This window comes from Candidatus Arthromitus sp. SFB-mouse-Japan (assembly GCF_000270205.1).
Classification (GTDB): domain Bacteria; phylum Bacillota; class Clostridia; order Clostridiales; family Clostridiaceae; genus Dwaynesavagella.
In genome coordinates this window covers 834537-854778 of the sequence record NC_015913.1, presented here as the reverse complement: position 1 = coordinate 854778, position 20242 = coordinate 834537, and the positions used below count along the sequence as shown (strand labels likewise).

The following is a 20242-nucleotide window of genomic DNA, read 5'->3' as shown; positions in this document are numbered from 1 at the left end:
CATGAATAAAGTTATGTTAGTTGATGATGAAAAATTAATAATCGAAGGTCTATTAAATATATTAGACTGGGAGGAACTCGATCTAAAAGTTACTAAAACATCGAGCAATGGGAAAGATGCAATTGAGAAATTTACGGAAGATCCAGTTGATATTATTATTAGTGATATAAATATGCCTAAGTTAAACGGACTTGAATTATTAAAAAGGATTAAATCTATCAACGATAAAACTAGATTTATTATTATAAGTGGATATGATGAATTTTCCTATGCAAAAGAAGCCATAAAATATGGTGCTGATAATTATATTTTAAAACCCATAGATGAGGATGAACTTAAATTAACTTTAAATAAAATAGTGATGGAGATAAATAACAATAAGAACATAGAGAATAAGATATTAACTAAAAATAGAATTTTATTTCAATATATAAACGGAAATGCATCTAAGGAAGAATTAGTAAAAATTGAGAATCATTTAGATTTTTCTCTTAAACATAAAAATTACACTGTTGCAATCATAACATTTATAAATAAGGGTAAAAAAGATCTAACCCTATATATAGAAAATATATTTAAAGGAATTTTTAAAGAAGGATATGAAATTTTACATAGATATGACGGTCAAATAATTATAATAAATTCTTGGAATAAACATACTGAGTATTTAGAAATAAAGAATTACTATGAAGAAGTTAAAAATAATATAATTGAAAAATTAAACCAGAAAGTTTTTATATCAATTGGAGATTTAACAGATAGTGTCGATAAAATCGAATTCACTTATGATATAGCAAAAGCTTTGAATAAATATATGCTTACAGAGGGAAGTAACATTTGTCTTGATAGATACTCTTTGAATTATATTAATGATAACAATTTAACATTTTCAAAAGAACTTGAAAATATAAACAAGTTGATAATAGAGAAAAAACTCTACGAGCTTGAAAATTATATTGAAAATATTTTTGACAACAATCAGCTGAGTCCTAAGAATATTTACGATCTTTGTATAAAAATAATATTTTTAATACACAACATACTTGAAGAATTCAAATTAAAAAAGTCAAGTGATAAATATGAAGATGATAGTTTAGGCAATATGATATTAGAACTTTGTAGTGAAAATACTAGAGAAAATGTTAAAACATTTATTACAAGCGAGCTTAGAGAAATAATTGAACTTATGAATAATACTGATGTTTGTTATAGTCCTGTAATTAGACAAGTTATCAATCTAATAAATAAAAATTATCATAAAGAATTAAGTTTAAAAACACTTGCACAAAAATACAACATAAATAGTTCTTATTTAGGACAAATATTTACTAAAGAAGTTGGTGTTTCATTTTCTGAGTATTTAAACAAGATTAAAAATACTAAAGCAAAGGATCTTATATTGAATACAAATATGAGGATTAACGATATTGCAAGATCTGTAGGTTATATAGATACGAGTTATTTTTATAGGAAATTTAAAAAATATTTTGGTGTATGTCCATCAACTTTAAGAAATATGAAAAAATATTAAAATCAAAGTATTTATATTTACTACAGATAAGTATAAATACTTTTTTGAAATCCTTAATTTGTTCACTAAATCTAAAATTTTTAAACTCAAAGCATCAATAGTTATATGTTATAGTTTAATTGTTTGATGGAAAATTTACACAAATATATGTAAAGGAGTTGAGTTGGTTGTCTAGAGTTAAAAGTTCTAATAAAGCTAATAAAAAATCTATATTTAAAACGTTTAAAGAGAATAAAGAGCTTTTATTTCTTACGATACCAGGCACACTATGGTTTTTGGTTTTTGCTTATTTACCTATGTTCGGTATAGTCTTAGCTTTTAAAAATTGGAGAATTCACGGTGGTTTTTTAGAAAGTTTAATTAAAAGTGAGTGGGTTGGATTACGGAATTTTAAATTCTTATTTGGAAGTAGTGATGCGTGGCTTATTACAAAAAATACCATTCTTTATAATATAACTTTTATAATTTTAGGTATAGTTATTCCTGTAACACTTGCAATACTTTTAAAGGAATTACTTAACAAAAAATTATCAAAATTTTATCAAAGCGCAATGTTTCTTCCATATTTTTTATCCTGGGTTGTGGTGAGTTATTGTTTATATACTTTTTTAAGTCCAGATAAAGGATATTTAAATAATATAATCACTTCTCTAGGTGGGGATCGGATATCCTGGTACACAGAGCCTAAATATTGGATATTTATAATTATCTTTATGAGTCAGTGGAAAGGTGTTGGATATGGAACTGTAGTTTACTTAGCATCCATTTGTGGTATAGACAAGTCTTATTTTGAAGCTGCTATGATAGATGGTGCAAATAAATTTCAGCAAATAAAATATATAACACTTCCTTTATTAAAACCTGTCTTGATAATTATGTTTATAACGGCCGTTGGGGGAATATTTAGAGCTGATTTTGGATTATTCTATCAACTACCTAAAGATTCAGGAGCTTTATATTCTGTAACAAATGTTATTGATACTTATGTTTATAGAGGACTTATCAATTTAGGAGATATCGGTATGAGTTCTGCTGCTGCATTATATCAATCTTTTGTTGGACTAGTTCTTATTTTAGTTACAAACGGAATAGTTAGAAAGGTTGATGAAGAAAATGCATTCTTCTAGAAATGGGGTGATTTAATTTATGAGTAGAGTATCAAAGACTAAAAAAGTATCACAATCAGAAGAAAAAATTATGAAGTTTAATGCTATATCTAAAAAAACTAATTTTATGTTTAATTTGCTATTTATCATATTAGCAGCATTATGTATTGTTCCATTTGTATTTGTACTTATTATTTCGTTTACAAGTGAGCAATCACTTCAATTAAATGGTTACCAGTTTTGGCCTTCTGAATGGAGCCTTGATGCTTATAAATATATTTTTGCATCTGGAAGTAATATCTTAAATGCTTATGGAATTACAATATTTGTTACAATAACGGGAACTTTACTTGGTTTAATAATCATGACGACATATGCATATGCCTTATCTCGTAAAAATTTTGCTTATAGAAAATTTTTTACAAAACTTATATTTATACCTATGTTGTTTTCAGGAGGTATGGTTGCCTCTTATTTAGTTGTAACAAGATTTTTAGGATTAAAAAATAATCTACTAGCACTTATTTTACCTATTTGTGTTAGTTCTTTCCACATAATAATTCTTAGAACATTTTTTAAAACCACAGTACCCGATGCAATTATTGAATCAGCAAAAATTGATGGAGCATCGGAGTGGCTATTGTTTTTAAAAATAGTTTTACCAATATCACTTCCAGCAATAACGACAATAGCTTTATTTTTAACTTTAGGATTCTGGAACGATTGGTTTAATGCAATGCTCTATATAGATAACAATAGTTTAATGCCACTTCAATATTTACTTGTGAAATTAGAAAAATCTATAGAGTTTTTGACTAATAATTCATCTAGCCTTGGTATAGCTGCTGTTGAACAAGCATCGAAACTACCGAAAGATACAATAAAAATGGCTATAGTTGTAATATCAACACTACCAGTAATATGTGCATATCCATTTTTTCAGAAATATTTTGTAAGTGGATTGACTGTTGGAGCTGTAAAAGAATAATAAAAGAGGGGATTATTTTAAAATGACTTATTTATTAGAAAGAATTGATAAAATCTGCAGAGAAATTCAAAAACACATATATAAAAATACAATTAATATTGACAATTTTATGTATGTCGATGGAAATTACCATAATATTGAATTAATCAAAGAAGTTAGTGAAGATAAATGGAGAAAATTTAAGAGTGGAGATTTATGGGGTGGAAGAGATTGTCATGGGTGGTTCAAATTTAGTGTTGTTGTTCCGGAAAATTTTACTGGACAAACAATAGCTCTTAATTTATCTACCTTCGAGGAAGGTTGGGATGCTACAAATCCTCAATTTATTATTTATGTTGACGGTGAACACATTCAAGGTGTTGACATAAATCATAGGGAAATTATATTAACTCATAACGCTATAGCTGGCAAAAAATATGATATTGATTTACATGCATATGCAGGAATGCTTGCAGATAAAAAAGCAACATTAAATGGAAAATTTACTGTTATTGATATGAATGCTAGAGAACTTTATTGGAATTTAAAAGTTCCTCTTGATGTTTGTAAAGAACTAGATAAAGAAGATAAAAATAGGGTAGATATGATAACAGTATTAAATGATGCTATAAATATCATTGATTTAAGAAAGCCATACTCCAAAGAATATGATGATAGTATAAAGAAAGCTAATGAATTTTTAAATACTAAATTCTATGGAGAATTATGTGGTCATGAAGATGTTATAGCTACATGTGTTGGACATACTCATATAGATATTGCTTGGCTATGGACAGTAGCTCAGACAAGAGAAAAGGTTGCTAGGAGTTTTTCAACAGTTCTTAAATTAATGGAAGAATATCCGGAATATATATTCATGTCATCACAGCCGCAATTATATAAAATGCTAAAGGAGGATCATCCTAAAGTTTATAAAAGAGTTAAAGAAAAGATTAAGCAAGGAGTTTGGGAACCAGAAGGTGCCATGTGGGTTGAATCAGATTGTAACGTAACTTCTGGAGAATCGTTAATTAGACAAATTGTTCATGGAAAAAGGTTTTTCAAAGAAGAGTTTGAGGTTGATAATAAAATTTTATGGCTTCCCGACGTATTTGGATATTCTGCAGCAATTCCACAAATTCTAAAAAAATCTGGAATTAAATATTTTATGACAACTAAAATTTCATGGAATCAATTTAATAAAATTCCTAATGATGCATTTATGTGGCAGGGGATAGATGGAAGTGAAGTGCTTACTTATTTTATAACTACATCAGGACCAGGACAAGATAAATTATCATTCTTTACTACGTATAATGGACACATTCAACCAGATGCTGTAATGGGAAGTTGGAGAAGATTTCAAAATAAAAATTTAACAAATGATGTTTTAATTTCTTTTGGATGGGGAGACGGTGGCGGTGGAGCTACCCTTGAAATGCTAGAAAATGGAAGAAGACTTGCCAAAGGTATACCAGGAGCTCCTAGAGTTAAAATGGGTACTTCTCTAGAATTTTTCCAGAAATTAGAAAATAAAATTTCAAATCATAAAAAACTTCCAAAATGGGTCGGTGAATTATATCTCGAGTATCATAGAGGTACTTATACATCTATGGCTAGAAATAAGAGAGATAACAGAAAATGTGAAAATTTATACCTAGCTTTAGAAAAACTCAATTCATTATCTATGATTTTTGGAGATAACTACACTCAAAAAGAAATAAATGATGCATGGGAAACAATATTACTAAATCAATTCCATGATATAATACCAGGATCATCTATAAAGGATGTTTACGATGTAACCAAAGTTGAGTATAAAGAATTGTTAGATAAAGTTACTCAATTAATAGATAAGACTATTGATAGTATCTCAGATAAAATAAACTTAAAAAATCAAAGTGTTGTTGTATTTAATACTTTAGGTTTCGAAAGAGATGATATTGTTGAATTTGATATTCCAAAGAATATTAAAAATCCTCTATTAATTGATGATAATGGAAATGAAATTGTTTGTCAGTTAATAAGTGAATCTAAAGCTATATTTTTCGCCAAAGCTATACCTGCTAATGGATATAAAACATTTAAAATTATAGAATCTATGAATAAAGAAATTAAAACTGATATTATACTTACAATTGATTTCGCTGAAAATAGATTTTTCAAAATTAAGTTTGATAATAAAGGGCAAATAACATCATTTATAAATAAAATGCAAAATAGAGAAATCATTAAAATTGGACATATTGGGAATCAACTTCAGGCATTTGAAGATAAACCAATGTGTTTTGATAACTGGGATATAGATATTTATTATAAAGAAAAAATGTGGTTAATTGACGATATTCAAGACATTGAAGTTATAGAAAATGGACCCGTTAGAAGTACCCTTAGAATTAAAAGAAAATTTTTGGATTCAATTATTATTCAGTATGTGTATATCTATAATGATATAGAGAGAGTGGATTTTAATACTTATGTTGATTGGAAAGAAAATGACATTCTTGTTAAGGTTTCATTTCCAATTGAAGTTAATGCAAAAGATGCTACTTATGAAATACAATATGGAAATGTAACAAGACCTACACATAACAATACTTCATGGGATCTTGCAGCATTTGAGGTTTGTGGACACAAATGGGTTGACTTATCTGAAGGAAATTTTGGAGTATCGTTGTTGAATGATTCTAAATACGGACATGATATTAAAAATGGAAATATGAGACTTACATTATTGAAGTCAACAGGAGATCCAAATCCAGATGCTGATAAAGAAGAACATTTTTTCACATATTCAATATATGCACATGATAAAACATGGCAAGAAGCAAAAACAGTACAACTTGCATATAATTTAAATACAAAATTATTTTCAAAAGTATGTAATGCTCATAGTGGAGAACTTAATAATAACTTAAGTTTAGCTAAATTAAATAAAGAAAATGTAATGATTGAAGTAATTAAAAAAGCAGAAGATTCAGATTATTTAATAGTTAGATTGTATGAGTTCCATAATAAACGTACTAGTGTATCTATAGAGTTTATAAAAAATATACAATTAGCATATGAGTGTGATTTATTAGAAAATAATCTAGAAATTATTACTCCAAATGCCAATAAATTTGACTTTGAGATTAAACCATTTGAAATTAAAACATTTAAAATTAAATTATAAAAATTAATTGTCTTTATAGTGGGAAATTTTCAACTAAATATATAAAAAGTACACTACAAAGATAGCTAATTCATATGATATAATTCGATTGTAAACGTTATAAAAACTCTTTCTAATTTTACTGAAAGGAGTAATGAAATGGGAAGAATTAAATGTATTAAAACCAAGAAACTTATATCATCATTATCAATTGTCTTATTTTTCATCATGACATTAACTTTTTTTACAAGTTGTGGGAATAATTCAAACAAAGTTGGTTCAGGTGGTCAAAAAATTACTGAATTAACTTGGTATACAATAGGTCTTGAACCTAAAGATTACAAACAAGTTATTACGGAAGTTAACAAATATTTAGAAGAGAAGATAAATGTACATCTAAATATGAAATTCATAGATTTTGGTGATTATACTCAAAAAATGTCTGTTATTATAAATTCTGGCGAAGACTATGATTTAGCATTTACGTGTTCATGGGCTGGTGACTATTTAGGTAATTCTAGAAAGGGTGCATTTTTAGAACTAAATGATATGTTAAATTCTGATTCTGGGAATCTTTTATTTACTACAATCGATAAAAGATTTTGGGATGGTGCATCTATAGATGGAAAAATATATGGGGTTCCTAATCAAAAAGAATTGGGAGTTGCTCCTATGTGGGTTTTTACTAAGGAATATGTAGATAAATATAATATACCTTATGAAAGCATTCATTCCTTAGAGGATTTAGAGCCATGGCTAAAAATTATAAAAGAAAATGAACCAGGGGTAGTTCCTTTATATATAACTAAAGGATTCTCTTATACTGTATTCTTTGATCAATTAGTAGATCCTGTGGGGATTTTATCTGATGATGAAACTCTTACAATTAGAAATATGTTTGAAACAGCTGAAATGAAAAAATCTTTAGATACATTAAGAAGATATTATCAGCTTGGTTATATAAATGCAGATTCAGCAACTGCTCAAGACGATAAATCAGTCAAAAGACTTGTTACTAAAGGCGATGGTCAGCCTTATGCTGAAAAAATTTGGTCTAAAGATTTGAAATATGAAGTTGTAGCATCTCCGATAGTGGATACATTAGTTACAAACGCATCAGCAACTGGAGCGCTAATAGCTATATCTCAAAATTCCAAAAACAAAGAGAAATCGTTTGAATTTTTGACACTATTAAATACTGATAAGAAATTGAGAAATTTACTTAACTATGGTATAGAAGGTGTCCATTATGAAAAAGTATCTGAAAACAGTATTAAACTTCTTAACCAAGATCAACGTAGATATGAAATTCCTTATTTTGGATTAGGAAATATGTTTATAACTTATACTTTAGATAATGAGCCTGACACAAAATGGGAAGAGTTCAAAGAATTTAATGATAAAGCTAAAGTATCTCCAGCATTAGGATTTAAATTTGATGCATCTAGAGTATCTAGTGAAATTGCCGCTATTAATAATGTTCTCGAAGAATTTAAAGCCACTTTATATAGTGGATCTGTTGATGTTGATGAGTATTTAACTAAATTAAATAATAAATTAAAAGAACAAGGTATTGATAAAGTAATTAATGAGATGCAATCCCAACTTGATGCCTGGAAAAGTAATAACTAATATAACTTTTGGAGGAGGTATTTATTCGTTTTATTGAATTTATATCTCCTTTAATTATATTTCATTATGAGGTGTTTTAAATATGATAGCTTGTATTGATATTGGAGGAACATCAATAAAGGCAGGAGTTTTAGATAAAAATGGTAAAATTAAATTTAGAGAAACTTTAAAAATTATTGATGATATAGATAAATTATTTGATATCATAGTAAATTTTGTCGAGAGATCTAAAAGAAATTTTTTAATTGAAGGTTTAGCTATAAGTTCTCCTGGTGCAGTAGACACAAAAGAAGGTGTAATTTATGGATCAAGCGCTTTAAATTGTATCCATGGTCCTAACTTTAAAAAAATATTAGGAGAAAGATTAAATCTTAATGTAAGTATTGAAAATGATGCAAATTGTGCAGCTCTTGCTGAAGTTTTTAATGGTTCAGCAAAAGATGTAAATAACATGATATTTATTGTTTGTGGAACTGGAATAGGTGGATCTATAGTCTATAATGGGGAAATAATTAATGGTAAAAATCTTCATTGTGGAGAATTTGGATTTATGATAATGGAAAATGAAGATGATAAATTTCGTACATTTAGTGAAATTTCTTCCACAATATCTATGGTTACAAGAGTAAAGAGATTTTATAGTGGAGATTGGGATGGAGAAAAAATATTTAGAGAAGCGGAATGTGGAAATATGATTTGCATTAATGCAATTAATAAATTTTATTTGAATTTGGCAAAAGGAATTTATAATCTTCAATATATGTATGATCCTGAACTTATTTTACTTGGTGGTGCTATATCTGAAAGAGAAGACTTCTTAGATAAAATAAATGATAATTTAGATTATTTAGTGAACAAAATTGAATTAGCAAAAATAAAACCACAAATAAGGACTTGTACTTATAAAAAAGATGCAAATCTTATAGGTGCATTATCAAATTTTAAGAAAGAATATTATTAAAAATTATAAAAACGTTTATTATGAATATAAATGAAAGAAGTGAGTATATGGATATTTTTTACGAACAATTCTTAACAAAAGATTATGAATTTAAAAGAAAGAAAGTTGAATCAGCTAAACAGGCACTATTGATTCTTACATTACTCAATATGATTTTTTTAGGAAAAATCATAGCAATACTGACATTTTTAGTTTATGTCATTCTTTCAATAATTGCTCGTAATAAGTTTATAGAATTTGAGTATGAGTTGACAGGAAGTGAACTAATTGTATCAAAGATATTTAACAAAAAAAATAGAAAAATTGTTGCTAACATAAATATTAATGATGTAATTAAAATTAAATCTTCAAATTCATATATCAATGAAGACATTAAGATTATCAATTTAACTTTAAGTGGAATTAAAACAAAAAAACTAACAGAAAATATTTTAATTGTTAGAGTTAATGATTCAAATTCAATTGGATATAAGCTTGCAATGGACAAAAATCTTCAGAAGATGTGTGAAAAGATTAATCCAATGATATTTAAGCATGATTTAGATATTTTGAAATAAATATTAAATTTTTAGGGAGAGAATTATTATGGCAGGATTATTATTAAAAAATATAGATAAAATTTATGAAAATGGTTATAAGGCTGTAAATAATTTTAATTTAGAAATAAAAGATAAGGAATTTATAGTTTTTGTAGGACCTTCAGGTTGTGGTAAATCAACTACTTTAAGAATGATTGCTGGACTTGAAGAAATTTCTGGTGGCGAATTATACATAGATGGTGTTATGGTGAATGATATCGCTCCTAAAGACAGAGATATAGCAATGGTATTCCAAAATTATGCATTATATCCTCATATGACAGTTTATGGAAATATGGCTTTTGCACTTAAATTAAGAAAAGTACCAAAAGATGAAATTGACAAAAAAGTTCGCGAAGCTGCTAAAATTTTAGATATAGAACATTTGCTTGATAGGAAACCAAAAGCATTATCTGGAGGGCAAAGACAAAGGGTTGCTATGGGACGTGCAATAGTTAGACATCCTAAAGTTTTTTTGATGGATGAACCTTTATCTAATTTAGATGCAAAATTAAGGGTACAAATGAGAACAGAAATTGCAAAATTGTATAATCAATTAGCAACAACTTTTATATATGTTACTCATGATCAAACGGAAGCTATGACTTTAGGTACTAGAATAGTTGTAATGAATGATGGTGTTATACAACAAGTAGACACACCAAAACGTATATATGATCATCCTAAGAATTTATTTGTTGCAAGCTTTATAGGAAGCCCACAAATGAATATTTTATATGGGGAAACTTATAAAAAAGATAATAGTATTATTCTTAAAGTTTTAGATAAAGAAATTATATTACCTAAAGATAAAGCTAAAATTTTAAATGATACGAATAATTTGAATACTAAGCTTATTGTTGGAATTAGACCTGAAAATATTAGTTGTAAAGAAGAAGATCTTAAAAATGAATCAAATACAATTTTTAAACTCGATATAGATATTACAGAAAATCTTGGAGCAGAAACATATATCTATGCAAAAGCTGGAAGTAGAAATATGGTTATTAAAACACCTACATCAGATAATATAAGTACTATCGGAAAAATTAGATTCGTAATAGATATTGATAAAATTCATTTATTTGATGAAAATGAGCAAAAAACTATATTTTAGGGGGATTAAAAATGGATAATTTATATGTAGGTGTAGATTTAGGTGGGACAAAAATCTATACTGCTTTGTGTTATGGAAATGGAAAATTCATTAATGAGATAATTCTTAAAACAGAAGCAGAAAAGGGAGCAGAACAAATAGTACAAAAAATAAAAGATAGTATTAAATATGTTATAAAAGATATAGATAAATCTAAAATAAAAGCAATAGGATTAGGATCTCCAGGTCCATTAGATATTAAAAATGGATTAATTGCTGAACCTGCTAATTTACCATTCGTTAACTTTCCCATAGTTGATGAGTTATTTAATGAATTTAATATAAAAATTTATTTAGATAATGATGCGAATGTTGCAACTTTGGCTGAATATATGTTTGGTGTTGGAAAAGGAACAAATAATATGGTTTATGTTACAGTTAGCACAGGAGTTGGTGGAGGTGCTATATTAAATGGTAAAATATATAGGGGAAGCACATCAAATGCTTTAGAAGTAGGACATACAACAGTATCTGTTTATGGAAGAAGATGTGGTTGTGGTAATATTGGATGTGTTGAGGCAATGTCATCTGGTACTGCTATGATGAAGGCAGCAAAAGATGCGATATCAAGCAGAGTTGAAACTTCATTAAAAAATTATAATAATATAACGGCAAAAGAATTATTTTTAGAAGCTAATAAAGGTGATAAAGTATCAATGGAAATAGTTGAAACAGCTATGAGCTATTTAGGGGTTGCAATATCAAATTATGCTAACATATTAGATCCAGACTTAATAATAATAGGAGGAGGTATTACTGATAGTGGAGATTTAATGTTTGAAATTATTCATAAAGAAATGAAAAAAAGATGTTTAGGACCAATACTTAGAAATTGTAAAATATCAAAGTCTAGTTTAGGTTCAAAGATTGGAGTTTTAGGGGCTATTGCACTTGCTATGATAGAATCTAAAAATAAATAAATAATCACTATTATTTTTTCGGAGGTAAATTATGAATAAGCTAAAATTAAAAAGAATTATTGCCATGTCCATGTTTTTAGCTATTGGTATTATGTCTTGCAGTGAAAGAACTGTAACAACATCATCAAATAATATTTCAACTATAAATTACAGCGTAACTGGAGAAGCAGAAGAAGCAGAAAATATAAAGATCTCAAACATGCCAATAACTCCTTTTTGGTTTCCCGAAGAACTCCTAAAATGGGATCCAACTAAAGATGAGGATATTAAGTACAATAAAGCTACTATTCCTCTAGCTGAAAGAGTTTCTAAAGAAAACCTTCCATTAATTAACAAAACTCAAAATAAAGATTTTAATATAGTTGTTTTATCTATGATGAATGAAAGCACAAGTGGCAATTCTCCTCAAGGTTTAAATAAATTTGATTCTAATACATTTTCTTATTGGCAGTATATAGATAAGTTAGTTTATTGGGGAGGATCTTCAGGTGAAGGAATAATAGTTCCTCCTAGTGCAGATGTTATTAACTCAGCTCACAAAAATGGAGTTCCTGTATTAGGCACTATATTCTTCCCAACCACAGAACATGGTGGAAAGGCTGAGTGGGTTGAACAATTTTTATACAAAGATGAAAATGGAAATTTCCCAATGATCGATAAACTTATTGAGGTTTGTGAAGTTTTAGGATTTGATGGATGGTTTATAAATCAAGAAACAGGACTTACTATTAAAGAAAATAATTTTATAGACCAAAGTGAAACAGTACAAGAGGGAGCAAAAATCACAAAAACTCATGCTGAACTCATGCAAGAATTTATAAGAGAATTTAATAAAAAATCTGATTATGAAATTATGTGGTATGATTCTTTAACAAAAGATGGGGAAATGGATTGGCAAAATGCATTAACCGAAAAAAATGATTATTTTTTAATTGATGCAGATAAGGAAAAAGTCGCTGATAGTATGTTTTTGAATTTTTGGTGGACAACTAATCGTTTAGCAGAACAAGAGCTTTTAAGAGAATCTAATTTAAGAGCAATTTCTCTCGGCATCAATCCATATAGTTTGTATGCTGGTATAGATATACAAGCAAATGGCACAAATACTCAAATTCGTTGGGGTCTTTTAACTGATGATAATAATATACCTTACACTTCATTAGGTATATATTGTCCAAGCTGGACATTCTTTTCTTCAAATAATGTAGATGAATTTATGTCAAAAGAAAATCGTTTATGGGTTAATGAGCTTGGAGATCCAAGAGCAAATATTGAAAATGCAGGATTTATAGGAATGTCCACTTATGCTGTTGAAAATACAGTAATTAATTCGATACCATTCACAACAAACTTTAATATAGGTAATGGATATAATTTTTTTGTGAATGGTGAAAAGGTTTCATCAATGGATTGGAATAACCGAAGTCTTGCTGATGTCATGCCAACTTATAGATGGATAATAGATAATGAAGGAGATAATTCTCTTAAGGCTTCAATTGATTATTCAAAAGCTTATTATGGAGGAAATTCCATAAAATTAGCAGGAAATCTTAAAGCTAATACTCCTAGTGAAATAAAATTATTTAGTTCAGATTTAAAAATAGAAAACGATACTCAATTTACAACAATACTTTCTGCTAGTTCTGATGTTTCCATAAAATTAATTTTAGATTTTGATGATGGAAGTTCTGAAGAAATTGAAGGTAATACTATCGTATCTAGTGATTGGACAAAAGTGAATTTTGATGTATCGAAATTTACCGGTAAAGTCATACGTTCTATATCTTATAAAATTTTAAGTGATAAAGATGTTTCCAATATATCTGTTAATTTTGGAAATATTAGTATAAATTCTAAAAATGCAAACGTTTCAGATATTATATCTGTTAATGTAGATAATGTTGTATTTGAAGAAGAAGATATGTATGCAGGAGTTAGACTTTCATTTGATGCATCAAATAAAAATGATGTCAAACATTATGAAATCTATAAAGTAAATGAGGATGAATCTTTAACATTTTTAGGTGCATCAATTAATGAAAATTATTTTGTAAATGCACTAACAAGAGATAATAAATCTAACACTACAACTTTTGAAGTTGTAGCTGTAAATAATGATTTATCTAGGGGAAATGGTATGAGAACTAAGATAGAATGGCCTGATAATAGTATTCCCAAGTCAGATTTTACAGCATCAAAAACACTTATTTCACCAGGTGAAGAAATAACATTTACAAACTTAAGTTCACAAGTTACTGAAAATTTAGAATGGACGTTTGAAGGAGCAACTGTACAAAACAGTACTGAAATTTCACCAACAGTAAAGTACGAAAATGAAGGAACATATAAAGTTTCATTAAAAGCTAAAAATTCTTCTGGTGAAGATATTAAAACAATTGAAAATTATATCACTGTGACAAAAGATGCCGAAAATTTTAAAAATTTATCTAATTCAAAAAATGCTGGAGCATCAAGCTTTGTTAACAGCAATGAAGCTCCAAACTTTGCCTTTGATGGTAAATTAGATACTAAGTGGTGTGCTACTGGGACACCTCCTCATAATATAACTGTCGATCTCGGAAGTGTGTCACTTATTAGTGAAGTTAAAATAGCTCACGCTGAAGCTGGAGGAGAAAGTAACTCTATGAATACATCAGACTATATCATAGAGGTTAGTGAAGATGGTGATAATTTTACTGAAATTGTTAATGTTAAGAAGAATTCTAAAGCTAATACAATAGATACATTTAAAGCAATTTCTGCAAGATATGTAAGAGTAATAGCAACAAAACCAACGCAAGGTTCAGATTCTGCTGTTAGAATTTATGAAATTGAAGTTAGTGGTATTCAAAAATAAAAAAGAGGTGTTAATAAACACCTCTTTTTTATTTAAAAACTTAGTATAAATTGCTTAATTAGCTTGTTAAAATTTTCAATAATAAATAAAAAAAATATGAATATAATAGTACCTATTACTTCTTTTTTTAGAAAGTTAGGTATAGTTTTATGGTTTATTGTTTAATAAATAATAGTTATTTAAATGAGAGTAATATAATAATTAATTATAGTATTATCAATGATTCAGAAGAAATAAAAGTTAATAAATCTTTTGATATAGATATAAACTATGATAATCTTATGTATATAAATTTTTCACAAGATCAATTAAAGAAAAATGTTTTTGATAATTACATAGATGAAATTTCATATGATTTCGGTAGGTGTCGATATATTTTTGGCAAGAATGAATTTAAAGATTATTTCTATGAACTAGATGAATTTAAACGTGTGAATGAAAATTTTAATTTCAAATATATGAAGATATCCGATATAATTATAGGAGTTAACCATTTAAACATTAATTTATAATATTTGGTTATAATAACATCTATATATTAATATGTTGTATTATAATTATTTAGAGGAATTTAATATGATAGAATTTAGTGAAAGCTTAGATGAAATTCTAAAGAGTTATAATATAACAAATTATAAAATTCAAAAATTCAGAAGTGTTTATAAAATATCAACGAAAGATCGCAATATTCTATTAAAAGGATTTAAATCCAAAACAAAAGTTTTAAATACTAAAATTATAATTTCTCATTTATGCAATAAGAATTTTAAATTTTGTCAAAAAATTTTTTATAATAATAATGATAGATTTTATTTTAAGCTTAATGATAAGTACTATTCTTGTTTCTCATGGATAAATGGGAAAGAGGTTGATCTTAGAGAAATTAAAAACATTAAGAGGTCTATAAAATCTATTTATTTATTTCATAAATATCTTAGTGATTTAGATTATTCATGTATGGATATAAAAGATAATTCAAGTTGGGATTTAAAATTTGAAGAAAGCATCATTAATCTTTATAATATAAAAAATATCATTTTAAATAAGGATGTATGGTGTTGTATAGATAGATTTTATTATGAAAATATAGATACAGCACTGAGAATATTACATAACATTGTTTCAGAATTATACAACAATGATATAAAAGACTTTTTAATTAACAACAAGTCAATATGTCATGATAGCCTTTACTATCAAAACCTCATATTGAAAAAGAACAATATTTATTTGATAGATTTTGGTGGAGTGTGCATCAATAATTCCATTTATGATTTGTCTAAGTTCGCTCGAAGAGTATTTTATAAAAATAAATTTAATATGCGATTATTGAATGAAATGTTTGATTATTATAATTTATATTATAAGTTTAATGATACAGAAAAACATTTGTTCAATTTATATATGAAGTATCCTTATAAATTTATAAAATTTGGAATAAGGTTTTATTTAAGAAATAAGCAATTTGAGCGTGAAAAATTGATAAATAAATTAAAAAAGTATGCAGAATACGAATTAAGCAACTAGAATGAGCTCTAGTTGCTTTTTATATATAAAAATTGTACTTGTAATTTTTAAATAATTTTTATTAAACTTATTAGTATAACAATTAAATTTTAGAAGGAATGAATAACATGAAAGATTTTTTATCAAAAATACCAGTGCCTATAGTTGCGGTTAGTTTAGGATTAGCATCTCTAGGAAATTTATTAAAACCGTCCTCCAAATTTCTGTATGCGTTCTGTGGTATTCTTGCACTTATTTTTTTACTATTAATGATATCTAAAATTATTTTTTGTACTCCAACTTTTATAGAAGAGTTTAGAATGCCTGTAACGTCGAGTGTATTCGCCTCATTCTTTATGGCTGTTATGGTATTAACAAATTATATAGCAGATCGATTCATTACATTTGCATTTATAATTTGGGTTTTTAGTGTTATCGGTCACATTATTCTTATCATATATTTCACAATACGTAGAGTATATAATTTCTCACTTAAAGATATTTTCCCAACTTATTTTGTTACTTATGTTGGAATTATAGTTGCAGCGATCACATCTGTTCCCTTTAAAATGCAACCTGTAGGAAAAGTAATTTTTGTTTTCGGATTAGCTGCTTATGTCGTTTTGTTTATCCTAATTACACTTAGATACATTAAACATGAAGTTCATGTGTCATTAAAACCTTTGTTTTGTATTTATACAGCACCTATGAGTTTAGCGATTGCTGGGTATAGTGCTGTCTTTGAACAGAAGTCACTTAAATTTTTATTTATTGCTGGATGTATAGCTCAACTTTTGTATTTAATTGTTTTGACTCAATTACCAAAATTATTAAGATCACAATTTTATCCTAGTTTTGCTGCATTTACATTTCCTTTTGTGATTACTGCGACAGCGTTAAAACAAGTTGTGGCTAATATAAGTACAGTTGCAACAATTCCTATATGGATGACAGCACTTGTTAATATTGAAATATTCATAGCAATAATATTAGTTTCTTATTCAGTAATTCATTATTTAATTTATTTATACAAAATCTTACCAATGAATAGATTAAAAAGTCAAAGTTAAAGATTGGAGTTTTAAAATATGAAGTTTTTAATAGATACTCATTCACATACAATTGCCAGTGGTCATGCTTATTCTACAATAAATGAAATGGTATTAGCTGCAAGTAAAAAAGGGTTAAAGCTTTTATGTATTACAGATCATACACCTAATATGCCAGGTGCTGCTCACGAAATATATTTCAGAAATTTTAAGGTAATAGATAGGTTTCTTCATGGTGTTGAGGTTTTTATGGGGGCAGAATTAAATCTCATAGATTATGAAGGGGGAGTTGATCTTCCAGTTAATGTATTACGTCGGTTAGATGTTTGCATTGCAAGCTTTCATACTATTTGTTTAAAATCTGGAACACTTGAAGAAAATACAAATACTTTTCTTAAAGTTATGGATAACCCATATGTAAATATAATTGGACATCCTGAAAATGGAAGTGTTCCAATTAATTTTGAGGCAATTGTTGAAAAAGCTAAAAATACAAATACTCTAATAGAAGTAAATAATTCTTCTCTAAAACCAAATAGTAGTAGGACTAATACTCATGAGAATCTTAAAAAACTTTTAGAAACATGCAAAAAAATTGGAGCATTTATTACAATTGGGAGTGATTCCCATTTTTATACACAAGTTGGAGAAAATGAACTTGCTATTAAATTAATAAATGAGGTTAATTTTCCTCATGAACTAATAATTAATACAAATGTTCAAAAATTTAAAGAATTTATACAAATAAAACGTAAAAATATTATTGAAAAAATATAAATTAATATTTATAATGGTGTAAAGGGTTTTTTAAATGATACAGTGATATCATAAGGATCAGGATTACGTTGAAAATTATTTTGTCATATCAAATAGATATTTGCTCCATTTTGTTTATATAGTCCTCTATCCTTGTGATAGGGGATTATTTTTGTTTTATTTTGTTTTATGAGGAGGATAATTGTGAGGAAGTTATTAGATGAAAAATCTATCAGTAGATCTATAACAAGAATAAGTCATGAAATAATCGAAAAAAATAAAGGCTCTGATAACATTGTACTTATCGGTATTAAAACGAGAGGAATTTATCTTGCAAGAAGAATCGGTGAAGAAATAAAACGTTTCGAAAATAAAACTTTGGATATTGGAGAGCTTGATATAAGTCTTTACAGAGATGATCTCCAAACCATCTCAGAAGAGCCAACTATAAATGGTTCAAAGATAAATTTCGATATAAAAAACAAGGTTATTATTCTTATTGATGATGTTTTATATACAGGAAGGACAATTAGAAGTGCATTAGACGCTTTAATAGATATTGCAAGACCAAAGTCAATTCAATTAGCTGTGTTAGTTGATAGAGGTCATAGAGAACTTCCAATACGTCCTGATTATGTAGGTAAAAATATTCCAACATCAAAAGATGAAATTATACATGTGAATTTAAAAGAAATTGACGATGTAGAAGATTCTATCACAATAACTAAAAAATCAAATTAATATACCCTTTTAAATTAGTACAGAGATGCTAAAAAAGGAGACGTGTTCTCCTGATTATAAGGAGGTTTCTTATGAAAAATTTTATTTTGTCAATTCAACATCTTCTAGCTATGTTTGGTGCAACGGTACTCGTTCCAATACTTACAGGGTTCGATCCATCTGTTGCAATATTTTGTGCAGGTCTTGGGACTTTAATTTTCCACCTTTGTACAAAAGGTAAGGTTCCAGTATTTTTAGGTTCAAGTTTTGCATTCATACCAGTCGTTATATCAGCAAATCAAATTTCAAATGGTGATAGGGCTTTTGCACAAGGTGGTATCATTATTGCTGGTCTTATATATGTTATACTTTCCTTCCTAATTAAATTTATCGGTATCGATAAAATCAAAAAATATTTTCCTCCTCAAGTAACAGGTGCTATGATTGCCGTTATAGGTCTTAATTTATTGCCTAGTGCTATTGATATGGCAATAGAAAACTTAATGATATCTATAATAACACTAAGTATAGCAATATTAATAAATGTGTATGGTAAAGGATTTATAAAACAACTAGGAATTTTACTTGCTGTTACATCTGGATATATAATAAGTTTAATTTTTGGTGAAATTGATATAACTTCTATATTAAACGCTAACTTATTCCAAATTCCAAATTTTACATTACCAAAATTTAGTTTGGAAGCAATAATAATAATTGCGCCAATAGTAATAGCTGTATTTATGGAGCATGTAGGAGACATGACAACTAATGGAACAGTTGTTGGAAAGAACTTTATAGAAGATCCAGGATTAAATAAAACTTTACTTGGAGATGGACTTGCTACAATTATATCAGGTCTTATAGGAGGACCTGCAAATACAACATATGGAGAGAATACTGCAGTACTAGCAATTACCAAAAACTATAACCCATCTTTATTAAGATTTACTGCTATATACGCAATACTTCTTTCATTCATAGGAGTATTTGGTGCATTTCTTCAAAGTATACCATCAGCAGTTATGGGTGGGATAAGTATAATGTTATTTTCAATGATAGCTTTTATAGGAGCAAAAACAATAAAAGATAGCAAATGTTTTAAAAATAAACGAAATTTAATAATAATAGCATCTATTTTAATAATAGGAATAGGAACAAGTTATTTAGGAAATAAGGGGATATCAATCGGTATTCCAATAACTTCAAATGTATCTATAACAGGATTAAGTCTAGCAGCTATTGTTGGATTGATATTAAATAGAATAATAAATAATAAGGAATTCAAAACTTCAAAATAAAAAAAGGGGAGTTAATGGTGCTTTACCATAGGGATTTATAATCTCTTA

Annotated in this window: 16 protein-coding genes; all 16 read left to right on the top strand. The window is 27.4% G+C overall.

The annotated features are described in order from the left end of the window. Position 1: 1 nt before the first annotated feature. The 16 genes from SFBM_RS04145 (at position 2) to SFBM_RS04070 (ending at position 20194) form a co-directional block, all read left to right on the top strand. Entirely contained in the window at positions 2 to 1531 is a 1530-nt protein-coding gene (locus tag SFBM_RS04145; RefSeq protein WP_014017954.1) for a response regulator transcription factor, read from the top strand. Positions 1532 to 1698: 167 nt separating this feature from the next. Beyond that, on the top strand, positions 1699 to 2658 hold the full coding sequence (locus SFBM_RS04140; RefSeq protein WP_007439881.1) for an ABC transporter permease: 960 nt from the start codon (positions 1699 to 1701) through the stop codon (positions 2656 to 2658). Between the two features lie 19 nt (positions 2659 to 2677). Continuing rightward, entirely contained in the window at positions 2678 to 3625 is a 948-nt protein-coding gene (locus SFBM_RS04135; protein ID WP_014017953.1) for a carbohydrate ABC transporter permease, read from the top strand. Positions 3626 to 3647: 22 nt separating this feature from the next. Further along, on the top strand, positions 3648 to 6779 hold the full coding sequence (locus SFBM_RS04130; RefSeq protein ID WP_005806236.1) for an alpha-mannosidase: 3132 nt from the start codon (positions 3648 to 3650) through the stop codon (positions 6777 to 6779). A 138-nt stretch (positions 6780 to 6917) separates the two neighbouring features. Then, positions 6918 to 8390: an ABC transporter substrate-binding protein gene (locus SFBM_RS04125; protein WP_014017952.1), complete on the top strand. Its 1473-nt coding sequence runs from the start codon at positions 6918 to 6920 to the stop codon at positions 8388 to 8390. 82 nt (positions 8391 to 8472) lie between these two features. After that, the gene (locus SFBM_RS04120; protein ID WP_014017951.1) at positions 8473 to 9351 is read left to right on the top strand and encodes an ROK family protein; all 879 of its coding nucleotides are present in this window, start codon (positions 8473 to 8475) and stop codon (positions 9349 to 9351) included. A gap of 20 nt (positions 9352 to 9371) precedes the next feature. Next, complete coding sequence (locus SFBM_RS04115; protein ID WP_005806240.1) at positions 9372 to 9908, top strand: hypothetical protein; 537 nt, start codon at positions 9372 to 9374, stop codon at positions 9906 to 9908. Positions 9909 to 9936: 28 nt separating this feature from the next. Then, a complete protein-coding gene (locus tag SFBM_RS04110; RefSeq protein ID WP_014017949.1) occupies positions 9937 to 11046 on the top strand; it encodes an ABC transporter ATP-binding protein in 1110 nt (369 codons plus the stop codon). 11 nt (positions 11047 to 11057) lie between these two features. Then, positions 11058 to 12005 (top strand): ROK family protein, encoded by a 948-nt coding sequence (locus tag SFBM_RS04105; RefSeq protein WP_005806242.1) that lies wholly within the window; start codon positions 11058 to 11060, stop codon positions 12003 to 12005. A gap of 31 nt (positions 12006 to 12036) precedes the next feature. Then, positions 12037 to 14862 carry an endo-beta-N-acetylglucosaminidase gene (locus tag SFBM_RS04100; RefSeq protein WP_014017948.1) on the top strand — a complete coding sequence of 942 codons (2826 nt, stop codon included), beginning with the start codon at positions 12037 to 12039 and terminating at the stop codon, positions 14860 to 14862. A gap of 149 nt (positions 14863 to 15011) precedes the next feature. Next, positions 15012 to 15374: a hypothetical protein gene (locus SFBM_RS04095; RefSeq protein WP_005806244.1), complete on the top strand. Its 363-nt coding sequence runs from the start codon at positions 15012 to 15014 to the stop codon at positions 15372 to 15374. Positions 15375 to 15438: 64 nt separating this feature from the next. Beyond that, positions 15439 to 16389, top strand: a complete 951-nt coding sequence (locus SFBM_RS04090; RefSeq protein ID WP_007440030.1) for a hypothetical protein — start codon at positions 15439 to 15441, stop codon at positions 16387 to 16389. Positions 16390 to 16496: 107 nt separating this feature from the next. Beyond that, the gene (locus SFBM_RS04085) at positions 16497 to 17438 is read left to right on the top strand and encodes a TDT family transporter (RefSeq protein ID WP_014017947.1); all 942 of its coding nucleotides are present in this window, start codon (positions 16497 to 16499) and stop codon (positions 17436 to 17438) included. An 18-nt stretch (positions 17439 to 17456) separates the two neighbouring features. Further along, positions 17457 to 18194, top strand: coding sequence for a phosphatase (locus SFBM_RS04080; RefSeq protein WP_014017946.1), 738 nt, complete (start codon positions 17457 to 17459; stop codon positions 18192 to 18194). Positions 18195 to 18362: 168 nt separating this feature from the next. Then, entirely contained in the window at positions 18363 to 18914 is a 552-nt protein-coding gene (gene pyrR, locus SFBM_RS04075) for a bifunctional pyr operon transcriptional regulator/uracil phosphoribosyltransferase PyrR (RefSeq protein ID WP_005806249.1), read from the top strand. A gap of 71 nt (positions 18915 to 18985) precedes the next feature. Beyond that, positions 18986 to 20194 carry a uracil-xanthine permease family protein gene (locus SFBM_RS04070; RefSeq protein ID WP_014017945.1) on the top strand — a complete coding sequence of 403 codons (1209 nt, stop codon included), beginning with the start codon at positions 18986 to 18988 and terminating at the stop codon, positions 20192 to 20194. Positions 20195 to 20242: the final 48 nt, after the last annotated feature.

Coding starts and splice junctions, on each gene's coding strand:
- SFBM_RS04145 (WP_014017954.1), top strand. CDS start 2: ATGAATAAAGTTATGTTAGTTGATGATGAAAAATTAATAATCGAAGGT.
- SFBM_RS04135 (WP_014017953.1), top strand. CDS start 2,678: ATGAGTAGAGTATCAAAGACTAAAAAAGTATCACAATCAGAAGAAAAA.
- SFBM_RS04130 (WP_005806236.1), top strand. CDS start 3,648: ATGACTTATTTATTAGAAAGAATTGATAAAATCTGCAGAGAAATTCAA.
- SFBM_RS04125 (WP_014017952.1), top strand. CDS start 6,918: ATGGGAAGAATTAAATGTATTAAAACCAAGAAACTTATATCATCATTA.
- SFBM_RS04120 (WP_014017951.1), top strand. CDS start 8,473: ATGATAGCTTGTATTGATATTGGAGGAACATCAATAAAGGCAGGAGTT.
- SFBM_RS04115 (WP_005806240.1), top strand. CDS start 9,372: ATGAATATAAATGAAAGAAGTGAGTATATGGATATTTTTTACGAACAA.
- SFBM_RS04110 (WP_014017949.1), top strand. CDS start 9,937: ATGGCAGGATTATTATTAAAAAATATAGATAAAATTTATGAAAATGGT.
- SFBM_RS04105 (WP_005806242.1), top strand. CDS start 11,058: ATGGATAATTTATATGTAGGTGTAGATTTAGGTGGGACAAAAATCTAT.
- SFBM_RS04100 (WP_014017948.1), top strand. CDS start 12,037: ATGAATAAGCTAAAATTAAAAAGAATTATTGCCATGTCCATGTTTTTA.
- SFBM_RS04095 (WP_005806244.1), top strand. CDS start 15,012: ATGGTTTATTGTTTAATAAATAATAGTTATTTAAATGAGAGTAATATA.
- SFBM_RS04090 (WP_007440030.1), top strand. CDS start 15,439: ATGATAGAATTTAGTGAAAGCTTAGATGAAATTCTAAAGAGTTATAAT.
- SFBM_RS04085 (WP_014017947.1), top strand. CDS start 16,497: ATGAAAGATTTTTTATCAAAAATACCAGTGCCTATAGTTGCGGTTAGT.
- SFBM_RS04080 (WP_014017946.1), top strand. CDS start 17,457: ATGAAGTTTTTAATAGATACTCATTCACATACAATTGCCAGTGGTCAT.
- pyrR (WP_005806249.1), top strand. CDS start 18,363: ATGAGGAGGATAATTGTGAGGAAGTTATTAGATGAAAAATCTATCAGT.
- SFBM_RS04070 (WP_014017945.1), top strand. CDS start 18,986: ATGAAAAATTTTATTTTGTCAATTCAACATCTTCTAGCTATGTTTGGT.